Genomic DNA, 16,260 nt, shown 5'->3' with positions numbered 1-16,260 from the left:
TTTTTTTTGTATATAGAAAGAGAATAAACGTGGCAAAAAACATTCAAGCCATCCGCGGCATGAACGATTATCTGCCTGGCGAAACCGCCATCTGGCAGCGCATTGAAGGCACACTGAAGCAGGTGCTCGGCAGCTACGGTTACAGCGAAATCCGTTTGCCGATTGTAGAGCAGACCCCGTTATTCAAACGCGCGATCGGTGAAGTCACCGACGTGGTTGAAAAAGAGATGTACACCTTTGAGGACCGCAACGGCGACAGCCTGACCCTGCGTCCGGAAGGTACGGCGGGCTGCGTACGCGCCGGCATCGAACATGGTCTTCTGTACAATCAGGAGCAGCGCCTGTGGTATATCGGCCCGATGTTCCGCCACGAACGTCCTCAGAAAGGTCGTTATCGCCAGTTCAATCAGCTGGGGGTGGAAGTCTTTGGCCTGCAGGGCCCGGACATTGACGCCGAACTGATTATGCTGACCGCCCGCTGGTGGCGCGCCCTCGGTATCGCCGATCACGTTTCCCTTGAGCTGAACTCTATCGGTTCTCTGGAAGCACGCGCTAACTACCGCGATGCGCTGGTGGCGTTCCTGGAACAGCATAAAGAGAAGCTGGACGAAGACTGCAAACGTCGCATGTACAGTAACCCGCTGCGCGTTCTGGATTCCAAAAACGCGGATGTTCAGGCACTGCTGAACGATGCGCCTGCGCTGGGTGACTACCTGGATGAAGAATCTCGCGAACACTTCGCGGGCCTGTGCAAGCTGCTTGAAGCGGCAGGTATCGCCTATACCGTGAATCAGCGCCTGGTTCGCGGTCTGGACTACTACAACCGTACCGTGTTTGAGTGGGTGACCACCAGCCTCGGTTCTCAGGGCACCGTATGTGCGGGCGGCCGTTATGACGGTCTGGTTGAGCAGCTTGGCGGTCGCGCAGCCCCTGCTGTTGGCTTCGCGATGGGCCTTGAGCGACTTGTTTTGCTGGTTCAGGCAGTTAATCCGGAATTTAAAGCAGATTCCGTTGTCGATATATACCTGGTGGCTTCAGGCGCGGAAACGCAGTCTGCGGCGATGCAGCTTGCCGAACGCGTGCGCGATGCGCTGCCGGGCGTTAAGCTGATGACCAACCATGGCGGCGGCAACTTTAAAAAACAGTTTGCTCGTGCCGATAAGTGGGGCGCAAGTATTGCACTGGTGCTGGGTGAGTCCGAAGTGGCTAACGGCGAAGTGGTGGTGAAGGACCTGCGCTCTGGTGAGCAGACAACGGTAACGCAGGACGGCGTTGCGGCGCACTTGCGCACTCTATTGGGCTAAGGAGAAGGACTGCGTGGAAATTTACGAGAACGAACACGATCAGGTCGACGCGATTAAGCGCTTCTTTGTTGAAAACGGCAAAGCGCTGGTTGTTGGGGTTATTTTAGGTGTCGGTGCGCTGGTGGGCTGGCGTTACTGGAACAATCATCAGGCAGATTCCGCGCGCGGCGCGTCTCTGTCCTATGAAAATACCGTGAGCGCAATTCGTGCCGATCAGCCGCAAACGCTGACTGCGGCAGAAAAATTTGCGGCTGACAACAAAAACACCTACGGTGCACTGGCTGCGCTGGAAGTGGCTCAGCAGTACGTTGATAAGAACGAACTGGATAAAGCCGCTGCACTGCTCTCGCAGAGCCTTGCTGCGGCCAGCGATGAGAACCTGAAAGCGGTGATCAATCTGCGCCTGGCACGTATTCAGGTTCAGCAGAAAAAAGCTGACGATGCGCTGAAAACGCTCGATACCATCAAAGGCGAAGGTTTTGCTGCCATCGTTGCCGATCTGCGCGGTGAAGCACTGCTGAGCAAAGGTGACAAAGCGGGCGCGCGTAAAGCGTGGCAAGCTGGCGTAGAGAGCAATGCTTCACCTGCGCTGAGCGAAATGATGCAGATGAAAATAAATAATTTGTCCGTCTGAGAGGGACCCGATGCAATTGCGTAAATTACTTCTGCCAGGACTGCTTTCTGTTACGTTATTGAGTGGTTGTTCACTCTTCAGTGGCGAAGAAGACGTTGTGAAAATGTCCCCACTGCCGACGGTTGAAAACCAGTTTACCCCATCCACTGCGTGGGATGTCTCCGTGGGCAATGGGATTGGTGATTTCTATTCCAACCTTCATCCTGCGTATGCAGACAGCATTGTCTATGCCGCTGACCGCAAAGGTACCGTGAAAGCGGTGAACGCCGATGACGGGAAAGAAGTATGGTCCGTTAACCTGGCGGAAAAAGACGGCTGGTTCTCCCGTAAACCTGCACTGCTGTCTGGCGGTCTGACCGTTGCCGGTGGCCATGTTTACGTGGGCAGCGAAAAAGCGCAGGTTTATGCGCTGAACAGCAGCGACGGCTCCATTGCCTGGCAAACAACCGTAGCGGGTGAATCCCTGTCTCGTCCGGTAGTAAGCGACGGTCTGGTGCTGATTCATACCAGCAACGGCCAGCTGCAGGCGCTGAACGAAGCTGACGGTCTGGTGAAATGGACCGTTAACCTGGATATGCCTGCGCTCTCTCTGCGCGGCGAATCCGCACCGGCTACCGCATTTGGTGCTGCCATTGTGGGCGGTGACAACGGTCGCGTGAGCGCAGTGCTGATGCAGCAGGGCCAGATGATCTGGCAGCAGCGTATCTCTCAGGCCACCGGCTCAACGGAAATTGACCGTCTGAGCGACGTAGACACAACGCCGGTCATTGTTAACGGTGTGGTTTACGCGCTGGCCTATAACGGCAACCTGACCGCGCTGGATCTGCGCAGCGGCCAGATCATGTGGAAACGTGAGCTGGGCTCTGTGAACGATTTCATTGTTGAGGGCAACCGCATCTATATGGTCGATCAGAACGACCGTCTGCTGGCGCTGAGCACCGAAGGCGGCGTGACGCTGTGGACGCAAAGCGATCTGCTGCACCGTCTGCTGACCTCGCCTGCGCTGTACAACGGTAGCCTGGTGGTTGGCGATAGCGAAGGGTATATGCACTGGATCGATCCGGATAACGGCCGCTTTGTTGCACAGCAAAAAGTCGACAGCTCTGGTTTCCTGACCGATCCGGTTGTGGCCGACGGCAAACTGCTGATTCAGGCAAAAGACGGCACGCTGTACGCGATCACGCGTTAATTACCCGGCGGTTGTAGTATACTAAACGGCTCCTGTTCACTCAGGAGCCGTTTTGACATTTTTAAAAACGCCGCGAAAGCGACGTTATTTTGAATTTTATGAGGCTTCAAACATGGTACCTGTGGTCGCGCTTGTCGGGCGCCCTAACGTTGGAAAATCCACTCTTTTTAACCGTTTAACACGCACCCGTGATGCGCTGGTTGCGGATTTCCCGGGGCTGACGCGTGACCGTAAGTACGGTCGTGCAGAGGTGGAAGGACGCGAGTTCATCTGTATTGATACCGGTGGTATTGACGGCACAGAAGACGGCGTTGAAACCCGCATGGCGGAACAGTCGCTGCTGGCGATTGAAGAGGCGGATGTGGTGCTGTTTATGGTGGATGCGCGCGCTGGCCTGATGCCGGCGGACTCCGCTATTGCCAAACACCTGCGTTCACGCGAAAAGCCGACCTTCCTGGTGGCGAACAAAACTGACGGTATCGATGCCGATCAGGCCGTCGCGGATTTCTGGTCTCTGGGCCTGGGTGAAATCTACCCGATTGCGGCATCGCATGGCCGTGGCGTCACCAGCCTGCTGGAAACCGTTCTGCTGCCGTGGGTTGACGAAGTAAACCCGCCGGAAGAAGTGGACGAAGACGCTGAATACTGGGCGCAGTTTGAAGACGGAGAAGAGGGCGAAGAAGAGCCTGAAGACGACTTCAACCCGCAGGATCTGCCGATCAAGCTGGCCATCGTGGGTCGTCCAAACGTAGGTAAGTCTACGCTTACTAACCGTATTCTGGGTGAAGAGCGCGTGGTCGTTTACGACATGCCGGGCACCACCCGTGACAGTATCTACATCCCTATGCAGCGCGACGAGCGCGAGTATGTCCTCATCGACACCGCCGGGGTGCGTAAGCGCGGGAAAATCACCGATGTGGTGGAAAAATTCTCCGTTATCAAAACCCTGCAGGCGATCGAAGATGCCAACGTAGTGCTGCTGGTCATCGACGCACGCGAAGGAATCTCCGATCAGGACCTCTCTCTGCTCGGCTTTATCCTCAATAGTGGGCGCTCACTGGTTATCGTGGTCAACAAGTGGGATGGCCTGAGCAATGAAGTGCGCGAGCAGGTGAAAGAGACTCTCGACTTCCGTCTGGGCTTTATCGACTTCGCCCGCGTGCACTTTATCTCTGCGCTGCACGGCAGCGGTGTGGGTAACCTGTTCGAATCCGTGCGTGAAGCGTACGACAGCTCCACCCGTCGTCAGAGCACCGCGATGCTGACGCGCATCATGAATATGGCTGCAGAAGACCATCAGCCGCCGCTGGTGCGCGGCCGTCGCGTGAAGCTGAAATATGCCCACGCCGGTGGTTATAACCCGCCAATCGTAGTAATTCACGGCAACCAGGTGAAAGACCTGCCGGATTCCTACAAGCGCTATCTGATGAACTACTTCCGTAAATCGCTGGACGTAATGGGCACGCCTATCCGTATCCAGTTTAAGGAAGGGGAAAACCCGTTTGCCAACAAGCGCAACACCCTGACGCCAAACCAGATGCGTAAGCGTAAACGCTTGATTAAGCACATTAAGAAAAGCAAATAAGCTTTGCCTGCTTCACGAAAGCCCGCGATTATCGCGGGCTTTTTTTTTGTCCAATCATACCGCCGGTTTTCTCTGTGTGAAGTCAATCACTATTCACTCCTAACCATCTTTAAATCCAGAAAAGTAGACAATCGTCGAATTTTCATCTTAAAGTCCAGGGTCCGGTACTAGACAAAACTAGCGCCTGGTTATCAAATGGTTAACTAACTTTTCGCCGCATGTAAAAAATCGGCCAGATACGTAACTGGCCGGCGTACCTGCTGGTGTTTACAAGCACGACGACATACCTTTCGGGAGAATTATGCAATCCACTGTTAATCAAAAAGAGAGCCGAACGTTCTTCGGCCATCCGTATCCGCTCGGTTCCCTGTTCTTCACCGAGATGTGGGAGCGTTTCTCGTTTTACGGCATTCGTCCGTTACTGATCCTGTTTATGGCCGCCACGGTCTATGACGGCGGGATGGGCCTGGCGCGTGAAAACGCCTCGGCGATTGTCGGTATCTTTGCCGGTACCATGTACCTGGCCGCGCTGCCGGGCGGCTGGCTGGCCGATAACTGGCTCGGTCAGCAGAGAGCCGTCTGGTACGGTTCAATTCTGATTGCGCTCGGACACCTGTCGATCGCGCTCTCTGCGGTGATGGGGAACAACCTGTTCTTTATCGGCCTGATGTTCATCGTGCTTGGCTCAGGGCTGTTCAAAACCTGTATCTCGGTGATGGTCGGCACCCTGTATAAAAAAGGCGACGCGCGTCGTGACGGCGGTTTCTCGCTGTTCTATATGGGCATCAACATGGGCTCGTTTATCGCGCCGCTGATTTCCGGCTGGCTGATCAAAACCCACGGCTGGCACTGGGGCTTTGGTATAGGCGGTATCGGGATGCTGGTGGCGCTGATTATCTTCCGCGTGTTTGCCGTTCCGGCAATGAAACGCTATGACGGCGAAGTCGGCCTCGACTCTACCTGGAACAGCCCGGTGGTGAAGCGTAACGGCGTGGGCGTTTGGCTGCTGGCGCTGGCGGCTGGCGTGGCAACGATCGTGACGCTGATTGCGCAGGGCGTGATTGTGATTAACCCGGTCGCGGTAGCCAGCGTGCTGGTCTACGTGATTGCGGCGTCCGTAGCCCTCTACTTTATTTATCTGTTTGTCTTTGCGGGGCTGAACCGTAAAGAGCGCGCCAGGCTGTTGGTCTGCTTTATTCTGCTGATTTCAGCGGCGTTCTTCTGGTCCGCGTTTGAGCAGAAACCAACCTCGTTCAACCTGTTTGCCAACGACTACACTAACCGCATGATTGGTGATTTTGAAATCCCGGCGGTATGGTTCCAGTCAATCAACGCCCTGTTCATCATCCTGCTGGCTCCGGTGTTTAGCTGGGCATGGCCGAAGCTCGCGAGCAAAAACATTCGCCCGAGCAGCATCACCAAGTTCGTTATTGGTATTTTGTGCGCGGCGGCGGGCTTTGGCCTGATGATGCTGGCGGCACAGAACGTGCTGAGCAGCGGTGGAGCGGGCGTGTCGCCGTTCTGGCTGGTGGGCAGCATCCTGATGCTGACGCTCGGCGAACTGTGCCTGAGTCCGATTGGCCTGGCGACCATGACGCTGCTTGCGCCGGAAAGAATGCGCGGCCAGATGATGGGGCTGTGGTTCTGCGCCAGCGCGCTGGGTAACCTGGCGGCGGGCCTGATTGGCGGTCACGTGAAGGCCGATCAGCTGGATATGCTGCCGGATCTCTTTGCTCGCTGCTCCATCGCGCTGCTGATTTGTGCCGCGGTACTGATCGTCCTTATTGTTCCGGTGCGCCGCATGCTGGAAAATGCGCAGACTAAACCGGCTGCTAACGCCTCATAAAGCTCGGTCTTGCCGGGGCGGCGTTATGCCCCGGTAAAACCCAACAGGAGAGAATATGTCGATTACCTGCCCGGAATGCCAGGCACCGCTGGAGTCCCAGAACGGGGTAGCGCACTGCGACAGCTGTAATAAAGATATTGCGCTTGAAGCCCGCTGCCCGGAGTGCCATCAGCCGCTCCAGGTATTAAAAGCCTGCGGTGCGGTGGACTATTTCTGCCAGAACGGCCACGGTCTTATCTCTAAAAAACGCGTGGAGTTTGTTCGGGCCGAAGGTTAATCGCAGACGCAGCCTTCGCCTTTCTGCCACAGCTCGACCAGCGACTCGGGGGCTTCCTGCTCGGGCACCAGCACGATGATATCGGCGTAGTGCGCCTGATTTTGCCCGGTCCAGATAATCTGGATGCGGAAATAGCGCTGGTCGCCGCTGCCGGGTGAAGAGGCTTGCCCCGGCGGCTGACCGCGTGGAAAAGCCTGCTCCAGGATGCTCACCAGGCGCTGGCGCTGGGCCTCATTGAGCGAGGAGAGCGCGATGGTGCGCTGTCCGCTCAGCTTGGGAATAAAAGCGACGCCGCCTTCCCGGGCCAGCTCAACCACGGCGTCATCCGTCAGTTCCGGAACCTGCATTTACAACACTCCCACCTGTTCCCAGGCTTGTTTAATGGCCGCACCAGCGTCGCTGCCGGAGCGTTTCTCTCCGTGCGCGATCGTCAGCTTTGCGAAGGCCTCAAAATCCGCATCCTGCGCCAGTTTGCGATCGCAAACCGTGTCGTACCAGGCATAACCCGCTTTTTCCCAGGCGTAGCCGCCGATCGCCGTAGCGGCCAGATAAAATGCCCGGTTGGGGATGCCGGAGTTCAGGTGCACGCCGCCGTTATCCTCGCGCGTTTTAATGAAGTCTTTCATGTGCGCAGGCTGCGGGTCTTTGCCGAGCAGGGGATCGTCATAGGCGGTGCCGGGTTTAGACATTGAGCGCAGCCCTTTGCCGTTAATCCCTTTCGCCAGCAACCCTTCACCAATGAGCCAGTCAGCCTTATCTGCGGTTTGCTTCAGATGGTACTGTTTAACCAGCGAGCCAAACACGTCCGACAGAGACTCGTTCAGCGCGCCCGACTGTTCAAAATAGATAAGCCCGGCTTCGGTCTCGGTCACGCCGTGGCTCAGCTCGTGCGCCACCACGTCGATGGCGATGGTAAAGCGGTTAAATATTTCCCCGTCGCCGTCGCCAAATACCATCTGCTGACCGTTCCAGAAGGCGTTCTGATATTCCCGGCCATAGTGAACGGTGCCGGTCAAAATAAGCCCTTTATTATCGAGCGAATCGCGCTGATATTCTTTCCAGAAGAAATCATGGGTAATACCTAAATAATCGTAGGCTTCATCCACCGCCACATCGCCGTTCGATGGCTGGCCTTCGTAACGCACCTGGGTACCCGGCAGCTCCTGGGTATGCTTCGCGTCGTAAATATCGCGCTCCAGCTGTCCGGCTTTATTCACGTGCGGCGCGGCGGGTTTGCCGGGCATGTGGGCCATCAGCGTCTGGACGTGGGTTAAGGTCTGACGGGCACAGCGCTGCTGCGGCTCGGAACCGCTTTCGATAATACGACGAAGAATATAAGGGGGAATAACGCTATGAAGATGGGGCATGCTGCTCTCCTTATTAAAAAAGGGAATAGCAGCAGTATAGTAAGTAACCGGCGAGGAATTATCCGGTTTTACGCTGACGCGTCTTTTTCACCGGTTTAATTGATTTCACTTCGCTTTCTACCCAGCCGTCTGAAAGACGCGTCGTCAGCACATCGCCGGTATTCACCTGTTTGGTCTGCTTCAGCACTTTGCCGTCCGTCGCCGTCGTCACGCTATAGCCGCGCGCCAGCGTGGAGAGGGGGCTGACCGCTTCAAGATGGGTCACCGCATTGCCAAAACGCTCGCGGGTGGTGCTCAGACGCGTCCGGACGCTCTCCGCCAGACGATACTCCAGCTGCTGGATCCGCGTTTGCGCGCGATAAATTTTCGGCTGCGGGTTCTGCTGGTTCAGGCGCTGCGTCACGCGCTGCTGGCGCGAAACCGCGCGCTTAAGCTGACTATCCAGCGCGAAATTCATGCGCTGACGCAGGCGCTCCAGCACGGTCTGCTGACGCGCCAGACGCAGCTGCGGGTGCTGCTGCTGAAGACGATGATGAAGCTGGGTAAAGCGGCGGGTACGGTTGGCAAGGAAGTAGTCCATCGCCATCTCAAGACGCTGCTGGCCGTTCTGAATCTGACGCAGCAGCTCCAGCTGGTTCCGGCTGACCACTTCCGCCGCCGCTGACGGCGTAGGCGCCCGCAGATCCGCCACAAAATCGGCTATCGTTACGTCCGTTTCGTGGCCGACGGCGCTCACCACGGGGATCAGGCTTGCAAAGATTGCCCGCGCCACGCGCTCGTCGTTAAAGCTCCACAAGTCTTCCAGCGAGCCGCCGCCGCGCCCGACGATTAATACGTCGCACTCCTGACGGGCGTTCGCCAGCTCAATGGCGCGAACTATCTGGCCCGGCGCATCGTCACCCTGAACGGCGGTCGGGTAGATGATGACGGGCAGGGAAGGGTCGCGACGCTTCAGCACGTGCAAAATATCGTGCAGTGCCGCACCGGTTTTCGAGGTGATCACCCCAACGCAGTGGGCAGGGGAGGGCAGTGGTTTTTTATACTGCTGGTCGAACAGCCCCTCGGCAGAGAGCCGGGCTTTTAGCTGTTCATACTTCTGCTGCAGCAGGCCTTCGCCCGCAGGCTGCATGCTCTCGACGATGATCTGATAATCGCCGCGCGGCTCATACAGAGTGATATTGGCGCGAACCAGAACCTGCTGGCCGTGCTGAGGACGAAACGTCACGCGACGGTTGCTGTTGCGGAACATCGCGCAGCGCACCTGGGCGGTGTCGTCTTTTAAGGTAAAGTACCAGTGACCGGAGGACGGCTGCGTGAAGTTAGAGATCTCACCGCTGATCCAGACCTGCCCCATTTCCTGCTCAAGCAGCAAACGCACCGTCTGATTCAGGCGGCTGACGGTATAAATTGAGGGGGCTTGAGAGGATAACATGTGAGCGGGATCAAATTCTAAATCAGCAAGTTATTCAGTCGATAGTAACCTGCTGAGAGGCAATCGCAAGCTTTTTTATAAAAAAGTGTAGATGCAATCGGTTACGCTCTGTATAATGCCACGGCAATATTTAACCACCCAGGTCAGAGATATTGCCCATGCTACGTATCGCTAAAGAAGCACTGACGTTTGACGACGTCCTCCTCGTTCCCGCTCACTCCACTGTTCTGCCGAATACTGCCGATCTCAGCACGCAGTTGACGAAAACCATTCGCCTGAACATTCCTATGCTCTCTGCGGCAATGGACACCGTGACTGAAGCGCGCCTGGCTATCGCCCTGGCACAGGAAGGTGGCATTGGCTTTATTCACAAAAACATGTCTATCGAACGTCAGGCGGAAGAAGTTCGCCGCGTGAAGAAACATGAATCCGGCATCGTGTCTGACCCACAGACCGTTCTGCCAACCACCACGCTGCACGAAGTGAAAGCCCTGACTGAACGTAACGGCTTCGCCGGTTACCCGGTGGTGACCGAAGAGAACGAACTGGTCGGTATCATCACCGGTCGTGACGTGCGTTTCGTGACTGACCTGAACCAGCCTGTCAGCGTGTACATGACGCCAAAAGAGCGTCTGGTCACCGTTCGCGAAGGTGAAACCCGCGACGTGGTGCTGGCAAAAATGCACGAAAAACGCGTTGAAAAAGCGCTGGTTGTTGACAGCAGCTTCCACCTGCGCGGCATGATCACCGTTAAAGATTTCCAGAAAGCAGAACGTAAGCCTAACGCCTGTAAAGACGAGCATGGCCGTCTGCGCGTCGGCGCTGCGGTTGGCGCGGGCGCCGGTAACGAAGAGCGCGTTGACGCGCTGGTTGCTGCGGGCGTTGACGTCCTGCTGATTGACTCCTCTCACGGCCACTCCGAAGGCGTTCTGCAACGTATTCGCGACACCCGTGCCAAATACCCTGATCTGCAGATCATCGGCGGTAACGTGGCCACTGGCGCAGGCGCTCGCGCGCTGGCTGACGCTGGCTGCAGCGCGGTGAAAGTGGGTATCGGCCCTGGCTCTATCTGTACCACACGTATCGTGACCGGCGTGGGCGTTCCGCAGATCACCGCCGTGTCTGACGCGGTTGAAGCGCTGGAAGGCACAGGTATTCCGGTTATCGCTGACGGCGGTATCCGCTTCTCAGGCGACATCGCCAAAGCGATCGCCGCGGGCGCAGCTGCCGTAATGGTAGGCTCCATGCTGGCCGGTACCGAAGAATCCCCGGGTGAAATCGAACTCTACCAGGGCCGTTCTTACAAATCTTACCGCGGTATGGGCTCCCTGGGCGCGATGTCCAAAGGCTCCTCTGACCGTTACTTCCAGACCGATAACGCCGCTGACAAACTGGTGCCGGAAGGTATCGAAGGTCGCGTAGCGTATAAAGGCCGTCTGAAAGAGATCATTCACCAGCAGATGGGCGGCCTGCGCTCCTGTATGGGTCTGACCGGCTGTGGTACCATTGACCTGCTGCGTACTAAAGCGGAATTCGTACGCATCAGCGGTGCGGGTATCCAGGAGAGCCACGTTCACGACGTGACGATCACCAAAGAGTCCCCGAACTACCGTCTGGGCTCCTGATAAGTTTCCGCGCCCGGCTTCTGCCGGGCGCTCTGTTTTTGTTTCACTTGCCTCGGAATTAGCGTCAATGACGGAAAACATTCATAAACATCGCATTCTCATCCTGGACTTCGGTTCTCAGTACACTCAGCTGGTGGCGCGTCGCGTACGTGAACTGGGCGTTTACTGTGAGCTGTGGGCGTGGGATGTCACGGAAGCACAGATTCGCGAATTCAATCCAAGCGGCATCATCCTGTCCGGCGGCCCGGAAAGTACCACCGAAGAGAACAGCCCGCGCGCGCCGCAGTACGTGTTCGAAGCTGGCGTGCCGGTATTCGGCGTTTGCTACGGTATGCAGACCATGGCAATGCAGCTGGGCGGCCACGTAGAAGGCTCTAACGAGCGCGAGTTTGGCTACGCACAGGTAGAAGTCGTCACCGACAGCGCGCTGGTGCGCGGTATCGAAGACTCCCTGACCGCAGACGGCAAACCGCTGCTGGACGTGTGGATGAGCCACGGCGACAAAGTGACCGCCATCCCGTCTGACTTCGTGACCGTTGCCAGCACCGAAAGCTGCCCGTTTGCCATCATGGCGAACGAAGAAAAACGCTTCTACGGCGTGCAGTTCCACCCGGAAGTGACCCACACCCGTCAGGGTATGCGCATGCTGGAGCGCTTCGTGCGTGACATCTGCCAGTGTGAAGCCCTGTGGACCCCGGCAAAAATCATCGACGACGCCGTTGAGCGTATCCGCCAGCAGGTTGGCGATGACAAAGTGATCCTCGGCCTCTCCGGCGGCGTGGACTCCTCCGTGACCGCGATGCTGCTGCACCGCGCCATCGGCAAAAACCTGACCTGCGTCTTCGTGGACAACGGTCTGCTGCGTCTGAACGAAGCCCAGCAGGTCATGGACATGTTCGGCGACCACTTCGGTCTGAACATCGTTCACGTGGAAGGCGAGCAACGCTTCCTGGATGCGCTGAAAGGCGAGAACGATCCGGAAGCCAAACGTAAAATCATCGGCCGCGTGTTTGTGGAAGTATTCGACGAAGAGGCGCTGAAGCTGGAAGACGTGAAGTGGCTGGCGCAGGGCACTATCTACCCTGACGTGATCGAGTCTGCGGCCTCCGCAACCGGTAAAGCACACGTCATCAAATCTCACCACAACGTGGGCGGCCTGCCGAAAGAGATGAAGATGGGCCTGGTTGAACCGCTGCGCGAGCTGTTCAAAGACGAAGTGCGTAAGATCGGTCTGGAACTGGGTCTGCCGTACGACATGCTCTACCGTCACCCGTTCCCGGGTCCGGGTCTGGGCGTGCGCGTGCTGGGCGAAGTGAAGAAAGAGTACTGCGACCTGCTGCGTCGCGCGGACGCTATCTTCATCGAAGAGCTGCACAAAGCTGACCTGTACAACAAAGTGAGCCAGGCCTTCACCGTGTTCCTGCCGGTTCGCTCCGTCGGTGTGATGGGCGATGGCCGTAAGTACGACTGGGTTGTTTCCCTGCGTGCGGTGGAAACCATCGACTTCATGACCGCGCACTGGGCGCACCTGCCGTATGACTTCCTGGGCCGCGTGTCTAACAGAATAATCAATGAAGTCAATGGGATATCGCGAGTCGTATATGACATCAGCGGTAAGCCACCGGCTACGATTGAGTGGGAGTGAGTGGGTGACTTTTTAATTGCCTGACTTGATAAAAGAACACCAATAAATTTTATCTATTGGTGTTCTTTTTAATAATATGAAAGATTTAAATTCCCGTATTAAATTAAGAATACTTTATTATTCATAGTCCCAGCCCCATGAATATAAACATTGTATTGCATGAAGGAGAGCACATAAATGGATACTTTTGGATATTGAGAAATAAACCTTCCCACTTAAAGACTTATCTAAGCCCTCAGGCATGTTTATATAACCTAATGTTCTCAATTGTGTTTTTGTTCTTTTCATTTCAGAGTAAAGTTGTGGGGATTCTCTCAGTTTGAAGTGCTCTTTATTTCCCTGATGGATTAAATCGTCAAGGTAATTAGCACTTATGGAAAGATTGGCTTTTAGATTGTTGTGCAACGTATTGAAGTTAATAATTTCTTTTTGAACGTTGCTCATCAACTCTTTTAGTTTAGATTCATCAAGTCTTGCTTTCATCTCTAGAACCAGATTGCAAAAATAAGTATCATTCACTAAATCCGCCTCTAGATATGCATTTGGTTCTAAATGATACTTTAAATTGATTTCCTCCCTGAAAGAGCAATCTCCAAATATATTTTTAACTGGATTGAGATTATCCTCAATAAAAGATATTTGGTGAAATCTATGTGATATGTTTTCTGCAGTTTGCCAGGCAAGTTGCCCCTGGAATGTACGGAAAACCATTTCTGAACTTTCATGCAGTAAATGTCTTAGATATCTCTCTGCATGTTGATTGGTGTCATATCGGTCGAAATGGTTAACTATTTTTACTAATGTTTCCCCAGCAAGTCTACTTAATTCAAGAAGATCATTTTTATGTTTGTTTTGTGTTTTAATTAGTGCTTTTCTATATGCCAGATGAGATTGAGATAAATGAGAGCGATAATCATTAAAATGATTTCTCTTTGCAAAATCACTTTGCTTTTTTGCATACAGCATACTGAATACCGATACAATTAATGCAGCAAATGATAATACTTCAGTTAATCCAATATTCATTGTATCCATAGCATATCAATTATTTTTCCACGTCCAGTAATTATACTTTGCTTAACATTTATACATCAAGGGAATTGTTCAAAAGACTAGAGTGGTAAAAATCCGCCAGGGATCGTTGTGGGACTGATTGATCTGCCCCTAGTATTAGACACAATCGTCAGTTAGTAGGGGCAGTTTGTTTACCTTAACATTTTCCATTTCGCCACCGTGCTGCAAACTCTGATGGCGTCTGATAATTCAGTATTGAATGTGGACGGCACTCGTTATAATCCCGCTACCAGTCATTAATGATTTCCCATATCGCTGAACCAGCGCTAATTCAGACATTCATCGCGAAATCGTCCGTTAAAGCTCTCAACAAATTCGTTCTGCGTTGGCTTGCCCGGCTGGATTAAGCGCAACTCAACACCACACTCAAAGGCACATTGATCCAGTGCACGGCAAGTGAACTCCTGACCTGCACCCACTACTCCGTATATGCAATTTACACTCAGAGAAGCAAGCAAGATTCCAGACCGTGTACGTCGATAGACACACAAATTCGGGCTGCCTCTAGCTCAGTACTGGTGTTGTGGTGCACTGGATGCTTATACCACCACCGCATGGGGGCTTGAATAATGCGGGAAGGCCGTTCCAGCCCACCAGGATACTACCAAGATTTGCGCCGGCGGCTCCAGCAACAGTATGTCGTGCGGTCGCTCTGACGTCATCGACGGAGTTAGGGTCCTTATCAGCCGGAGCGGGTAAGTGCCATGCTCCATGATCCCACCCAGCCCCTATATTTAGTGTCGCCGTGTTGAGCGTCGGGTGGCGGACACCTGTTGCCCCGTGTGCATTGTCGGGGCCGAACGAATAGAGCAGGCGGCAGTACTCGTTTACACCGCGGAATGGTTTTGGTGCAGCGGTTCCTCCATTTAGGTTTGCTCCATGATGAGGGACTACCACAGCTATAGGGTTTTTAGGTGCTAATGAGGGCTCGATGTGCGTATAGTTGCAGTCGCCAGTTAGAAGCCAGGTTCTACTAGGACTTAGATTTCTGTTCTCCACTACCGCAACAATTCCAGTGTCGTTTCTGCCATTCCCGGTTCCGAGCGCCAATCGGAGTTCAGTCCTCTTAGAGAGTACGACCTTATTAATCTTTCCCGGGGGCGGGTTGTAGATGTATAGTTTGCCACCTTGGGCAATTATGTCATTTGCAAAGGCAATGTGCAGTGGTCCGACGGTTTGTAGTGGCGCAATCCATGTGCGCAGAAGTGCGGGGTAGGTTGGAGGAGTACTGACTCCAGTCGCGTACGCTCCAGCCCAATGATCTGCATCCCAGTGTGACAGTATAATTGGCGGGCAGAGTGTAAAGCAGAAAAGCAGGGGAGTCGGCGTTGTGTGCTTGTTACGATATACCCCAGCACCAAGGTCAAAGTATAGCGACGGCAGCGGATGACAAGTGATGGGTGAATTCGCATTGAGTAAAGCGTTTGCGTTTCCCTGTCCGACACCGTAGACAGCGAGCTTGTCTGCGCGAGTTTCGTTGAGAGTAGCTTGAAGACAATCTTCTGATATTTTTGGGAAATGCTGCAACGAAAATATTCCTGCCAGAGCATTGGCGCGAACAGGTGTCGGCATTGTTCCCTGAACAAACGCAGAAATTGGCGTGGCGAACAAGCCTGGATAGATTAGCGCAGGCGTGAACCCTTTACGGTGGGTTGCAGACACCTCGAACTTAAACCATGCGCCCTCTAAAGCCTGCGTACCCTTGTTCGTATTTAGTCCGTCATAGTCAGGCAAGAATGGCAGTTCAAATGGATTTGTTCTGGCATCTAATTCTACTTCAATGCGAAATAGTGGGGCGCTTTCAAAGATGCTCGGAGTTCCGGGTGTTGGGAAGCCTTGGCTCTTCCAAGCCCCAGCTGCTTTTATAGGACTATTGATGTCAAATCGCGGGTCTTGTTTTGCCTGGTCGTTCAGCCACTTGACGTCAATTGCATCAACTGCAATTAGCACAATGTTGGCCGGAGGCCCTGACGTAACGACATGGTCTACCCGCCCAAATACACTTTGTGGCAATTTGACACGGTCGTCAAAGTCCCTTTTGAAATGGCGATTCATGCGCCTCCCTTTTTCAGAATTGTTGAGTCATCGAACAGTGGCTGACATATTATGTTATGTGTGCCGTACGACGTCATTTGATAAATGTAAATGGGCCAAGCTTGTTGCCACGCAATTAGCACAGGGCTGTATCAGGTAAGGTTAGCTTTAATGCACCTCTATTGCGGCAAACGTGAAGTGTACGAACGTCCGGTGACTGTTGCATAGAATGACTTCCAGTAAGCCGA

At 54.3% G+C, this 16,260-nt stretch carries 13 protein-coding genes and 1 pseudogene; 8 read left to right on the top strand and 6 right to left on the bottom strand.

What is annotated here, in order from left to right:
- Positions 1 to 29 precede the first annotated feature (29 nt).
- From hisS to EnteroDNA1_RS08230, 6 genes are all read left to right on the top strand, one after another.
- On the top strand, positions 30 to 1,304 hold the full coding sequence (gene hisS / locus EnteroDNA1_RS08255; protein ID WP_032622984.1) for a histidine--tRNA ligase: 1,275 nt from the start codon (positions 30 to 32) through the stop codon (positions 1,302 to 1,304).
- Positions 1,305 to 1,317: 13 nt separating this feature from the next.
- Entirely contained in the window at positions 1,318 to 1,938 is a 621-nt protein-coding gene (locus EnteroDNA1_RS08250) for a YfgM family protein (protein ID WP_064673760.1), read from the top strand.
- Positions 1,939 to 1,948: 10 nt separating this feature from the next.
- Positions 1,949 to 3,127: an outer membrane protein assembly factor BamB gene (bamB, locus tag EnteroDNA1_RS08245; RefSeq protein WP_069303173.1), complete on the top strand. Its 1,179-nt coding sequence runs from the start codon at positions 1,949 to 1,951 to the stop codon at positions 3,125 to 3,127.
- Between the two features lie 112 nt (positions 3,128 to 3,239).
- Complete coding sequence (der, locus tag EnteroDNA1_RS08240) at positions 3,240 to 4,712, top strand: ribosome biogenesis GTPase Der (RefSeq protein ID WP_023308811.1); 1,473 nt, start codon at positions 3,240 to 3,242, stop codon at positions 4,710 to 4,712.
- A 301-nt stretch (positions 4,713 to 5,013) separates the two neighbouring features.
- Positions 5,014 to 6,558 (top strand): peptide MFS transporter, encoded by a 1,545-nt coding sequence (locus EnteroDNA1_RS08235; protein ID WP_029741661.1) that lies wholly within the window; start codon positions 5,014 to 5,016, stop codon positions 6,556 to 6,558.
- Between the two features lie 55 nt (positions 6,559 to 6,613).
- Positions 6,614 to 6,835, top strand: a complete 222-nt coding sequence (locus tag EnteroDNA1_RS08230; RefSeq protein WP_064673759.1) for a zinc ribbon domain-containing protein — start codon at positions 6,614 to 6,616, stop codon at positions 6,833 to 6,835.
- Here EnteroDNA1_RS08230 and EnteroDNA1_RS08225 read toward each other — a convergent pair.
- From EnteroDNA1_RS08225 to xseA, 3 genes are read right to left on the bottom strand one after another with little or no spacing between them, the layout of a single operon-like run.
- On the bottom strand, positions 6,832 to 7,182 hold the full coding sequence (locus tag EnteroDNA1_RS08225; protein ID WP_006811517.1) for a protealysin inhibitor emfourin: 351 nt from the start codon (positions 7,180 to 7,182) through the stop codon (positions 6,832 to 6,834). The two genes, EnteroDNA1_RS08230 and EnteroDNA1_RS08225, sit on opposite strands and share 4 nt — an antisense overlap.
- The gene (locus EnteroDNA1_RS08220; RefSeq protein ID WP_048978850.1) at positions 7,183 to 8,202 is read right to left on the bottom strand and encodes a M4 family metallopeptidase; all 1,020 of its coding nucleotides are present in this window, start codon (positions 8,200 to 8,202) and stop codon (positions 7,183 to 7,185) included.
- Positions 8,203 to 8,260: 58 nt separating this feature from the next.
- Positions 8,261 to 9,634 carry an exodeoxyribonuclease VII large subunit gene (gene xseA / locus EnteroDNA1_RS08215; protein WP_069303172.1) on the bottom strand — a complete coding sequence of 458 codons (1,374 nt, stop codon included), beginning with the start codon at positions 9,632 to 9,634 and terminating at the stop codon, positions 8,261 to 8,263.
- Between the two features lie 158 nt (positions 9,635 to 9,792).
- Here xseA and guaB point away from each other — a divergent pair, with 158 nt between their 5' ends.
- Both guaB and guaA read left to right on the top strand, forming a co-directional pair.
- Entirely contained in the window at positions 9,793 to 11,259 is a 1,467-nt protein-coding gene (guaB, locus tag EnteroDNA1_RS08210; RefSeq protein ID WP_023333022.1) for an IMP dehydrogenase, read from the top strand.
- 67 nt (positions 11,260 to 11,326) lie between these two features.
- The gene (gene guaA / locus EnteroDNA1_RS08205; RefSeq protein ID WP_006811514.1) at positions 11,327 to 12,904 is read left to right on the top strand and encodes a glutamine-hydrolyzing GMP synthase; all 1,578 of its coding nucleotides are present in this window, start codon (positions 11,327 to 11,329) and stop codon (positions 12,902 to 12,904) included.
- A gap of 117 nt (positions 12,905 to 13,021) precedes the next feature.
- Here guaA and EnteroDNA1_RS08200 read toward each other — a convergent pair whose 3' ends face one another.
- The 3 genes and pseudogenes from EnteroDNA1_RS08200 to EnteroDNA1_RS22550 all read right to left on the bottom strand — a co-directional run bounded on the left by EnteroDNA1_RS08200 (position 13,022) and on the right by EnteroDNA1_RS22550 (position 16,033).
- Positions 13,022 to 13,930, bottom strand: coding sequence for a hypothetical protein (locus EnteroDNA1_RS08200; protein WP_064673757.1), 909 nt, complete (start codon positions 13,928 to 13,930; stop codon positions 13,022 to 13,024).
- Positions 13,931 to 14,114: 184 nt separating this feature from the next.
- Positions 14,115 to 14,388: pseudogene (locus EnteroDNA1_RS21750) on the bottom strand (integrase core domain-containing protein); the annotation flags it as partial.
- Positions 14,389 to 14,482: 94 nt separating this feature from the next.
- A complete protein-coding gene (locus EnteroDNA1_RS22550; protein WP_231113512.1) occupies positions 14,483 to 16,033 on the bottom strand; it encodes a hypothetical protein in 1,551 nt (516 codons plus the stop codon).
- Positions 16,034 to 16,260 lie beyond the last annotated feature (227 nt).

This window comes from Enterobacter sp. HK169 (genome assembly GCF_001719105.1).
Classification (GTDB): Bacteria; Pseudomonadota; Gammaproteobacteria; order Enterobacterales; family Enterobacteriaceae; genus Enterobacter; species Enterobacter asburiae_B.
The sequence above is the reverse complement of the archived record's forward strand: the minus strand, read 5'-3'. Positions and strand labels throughout refer to the sequence as shown.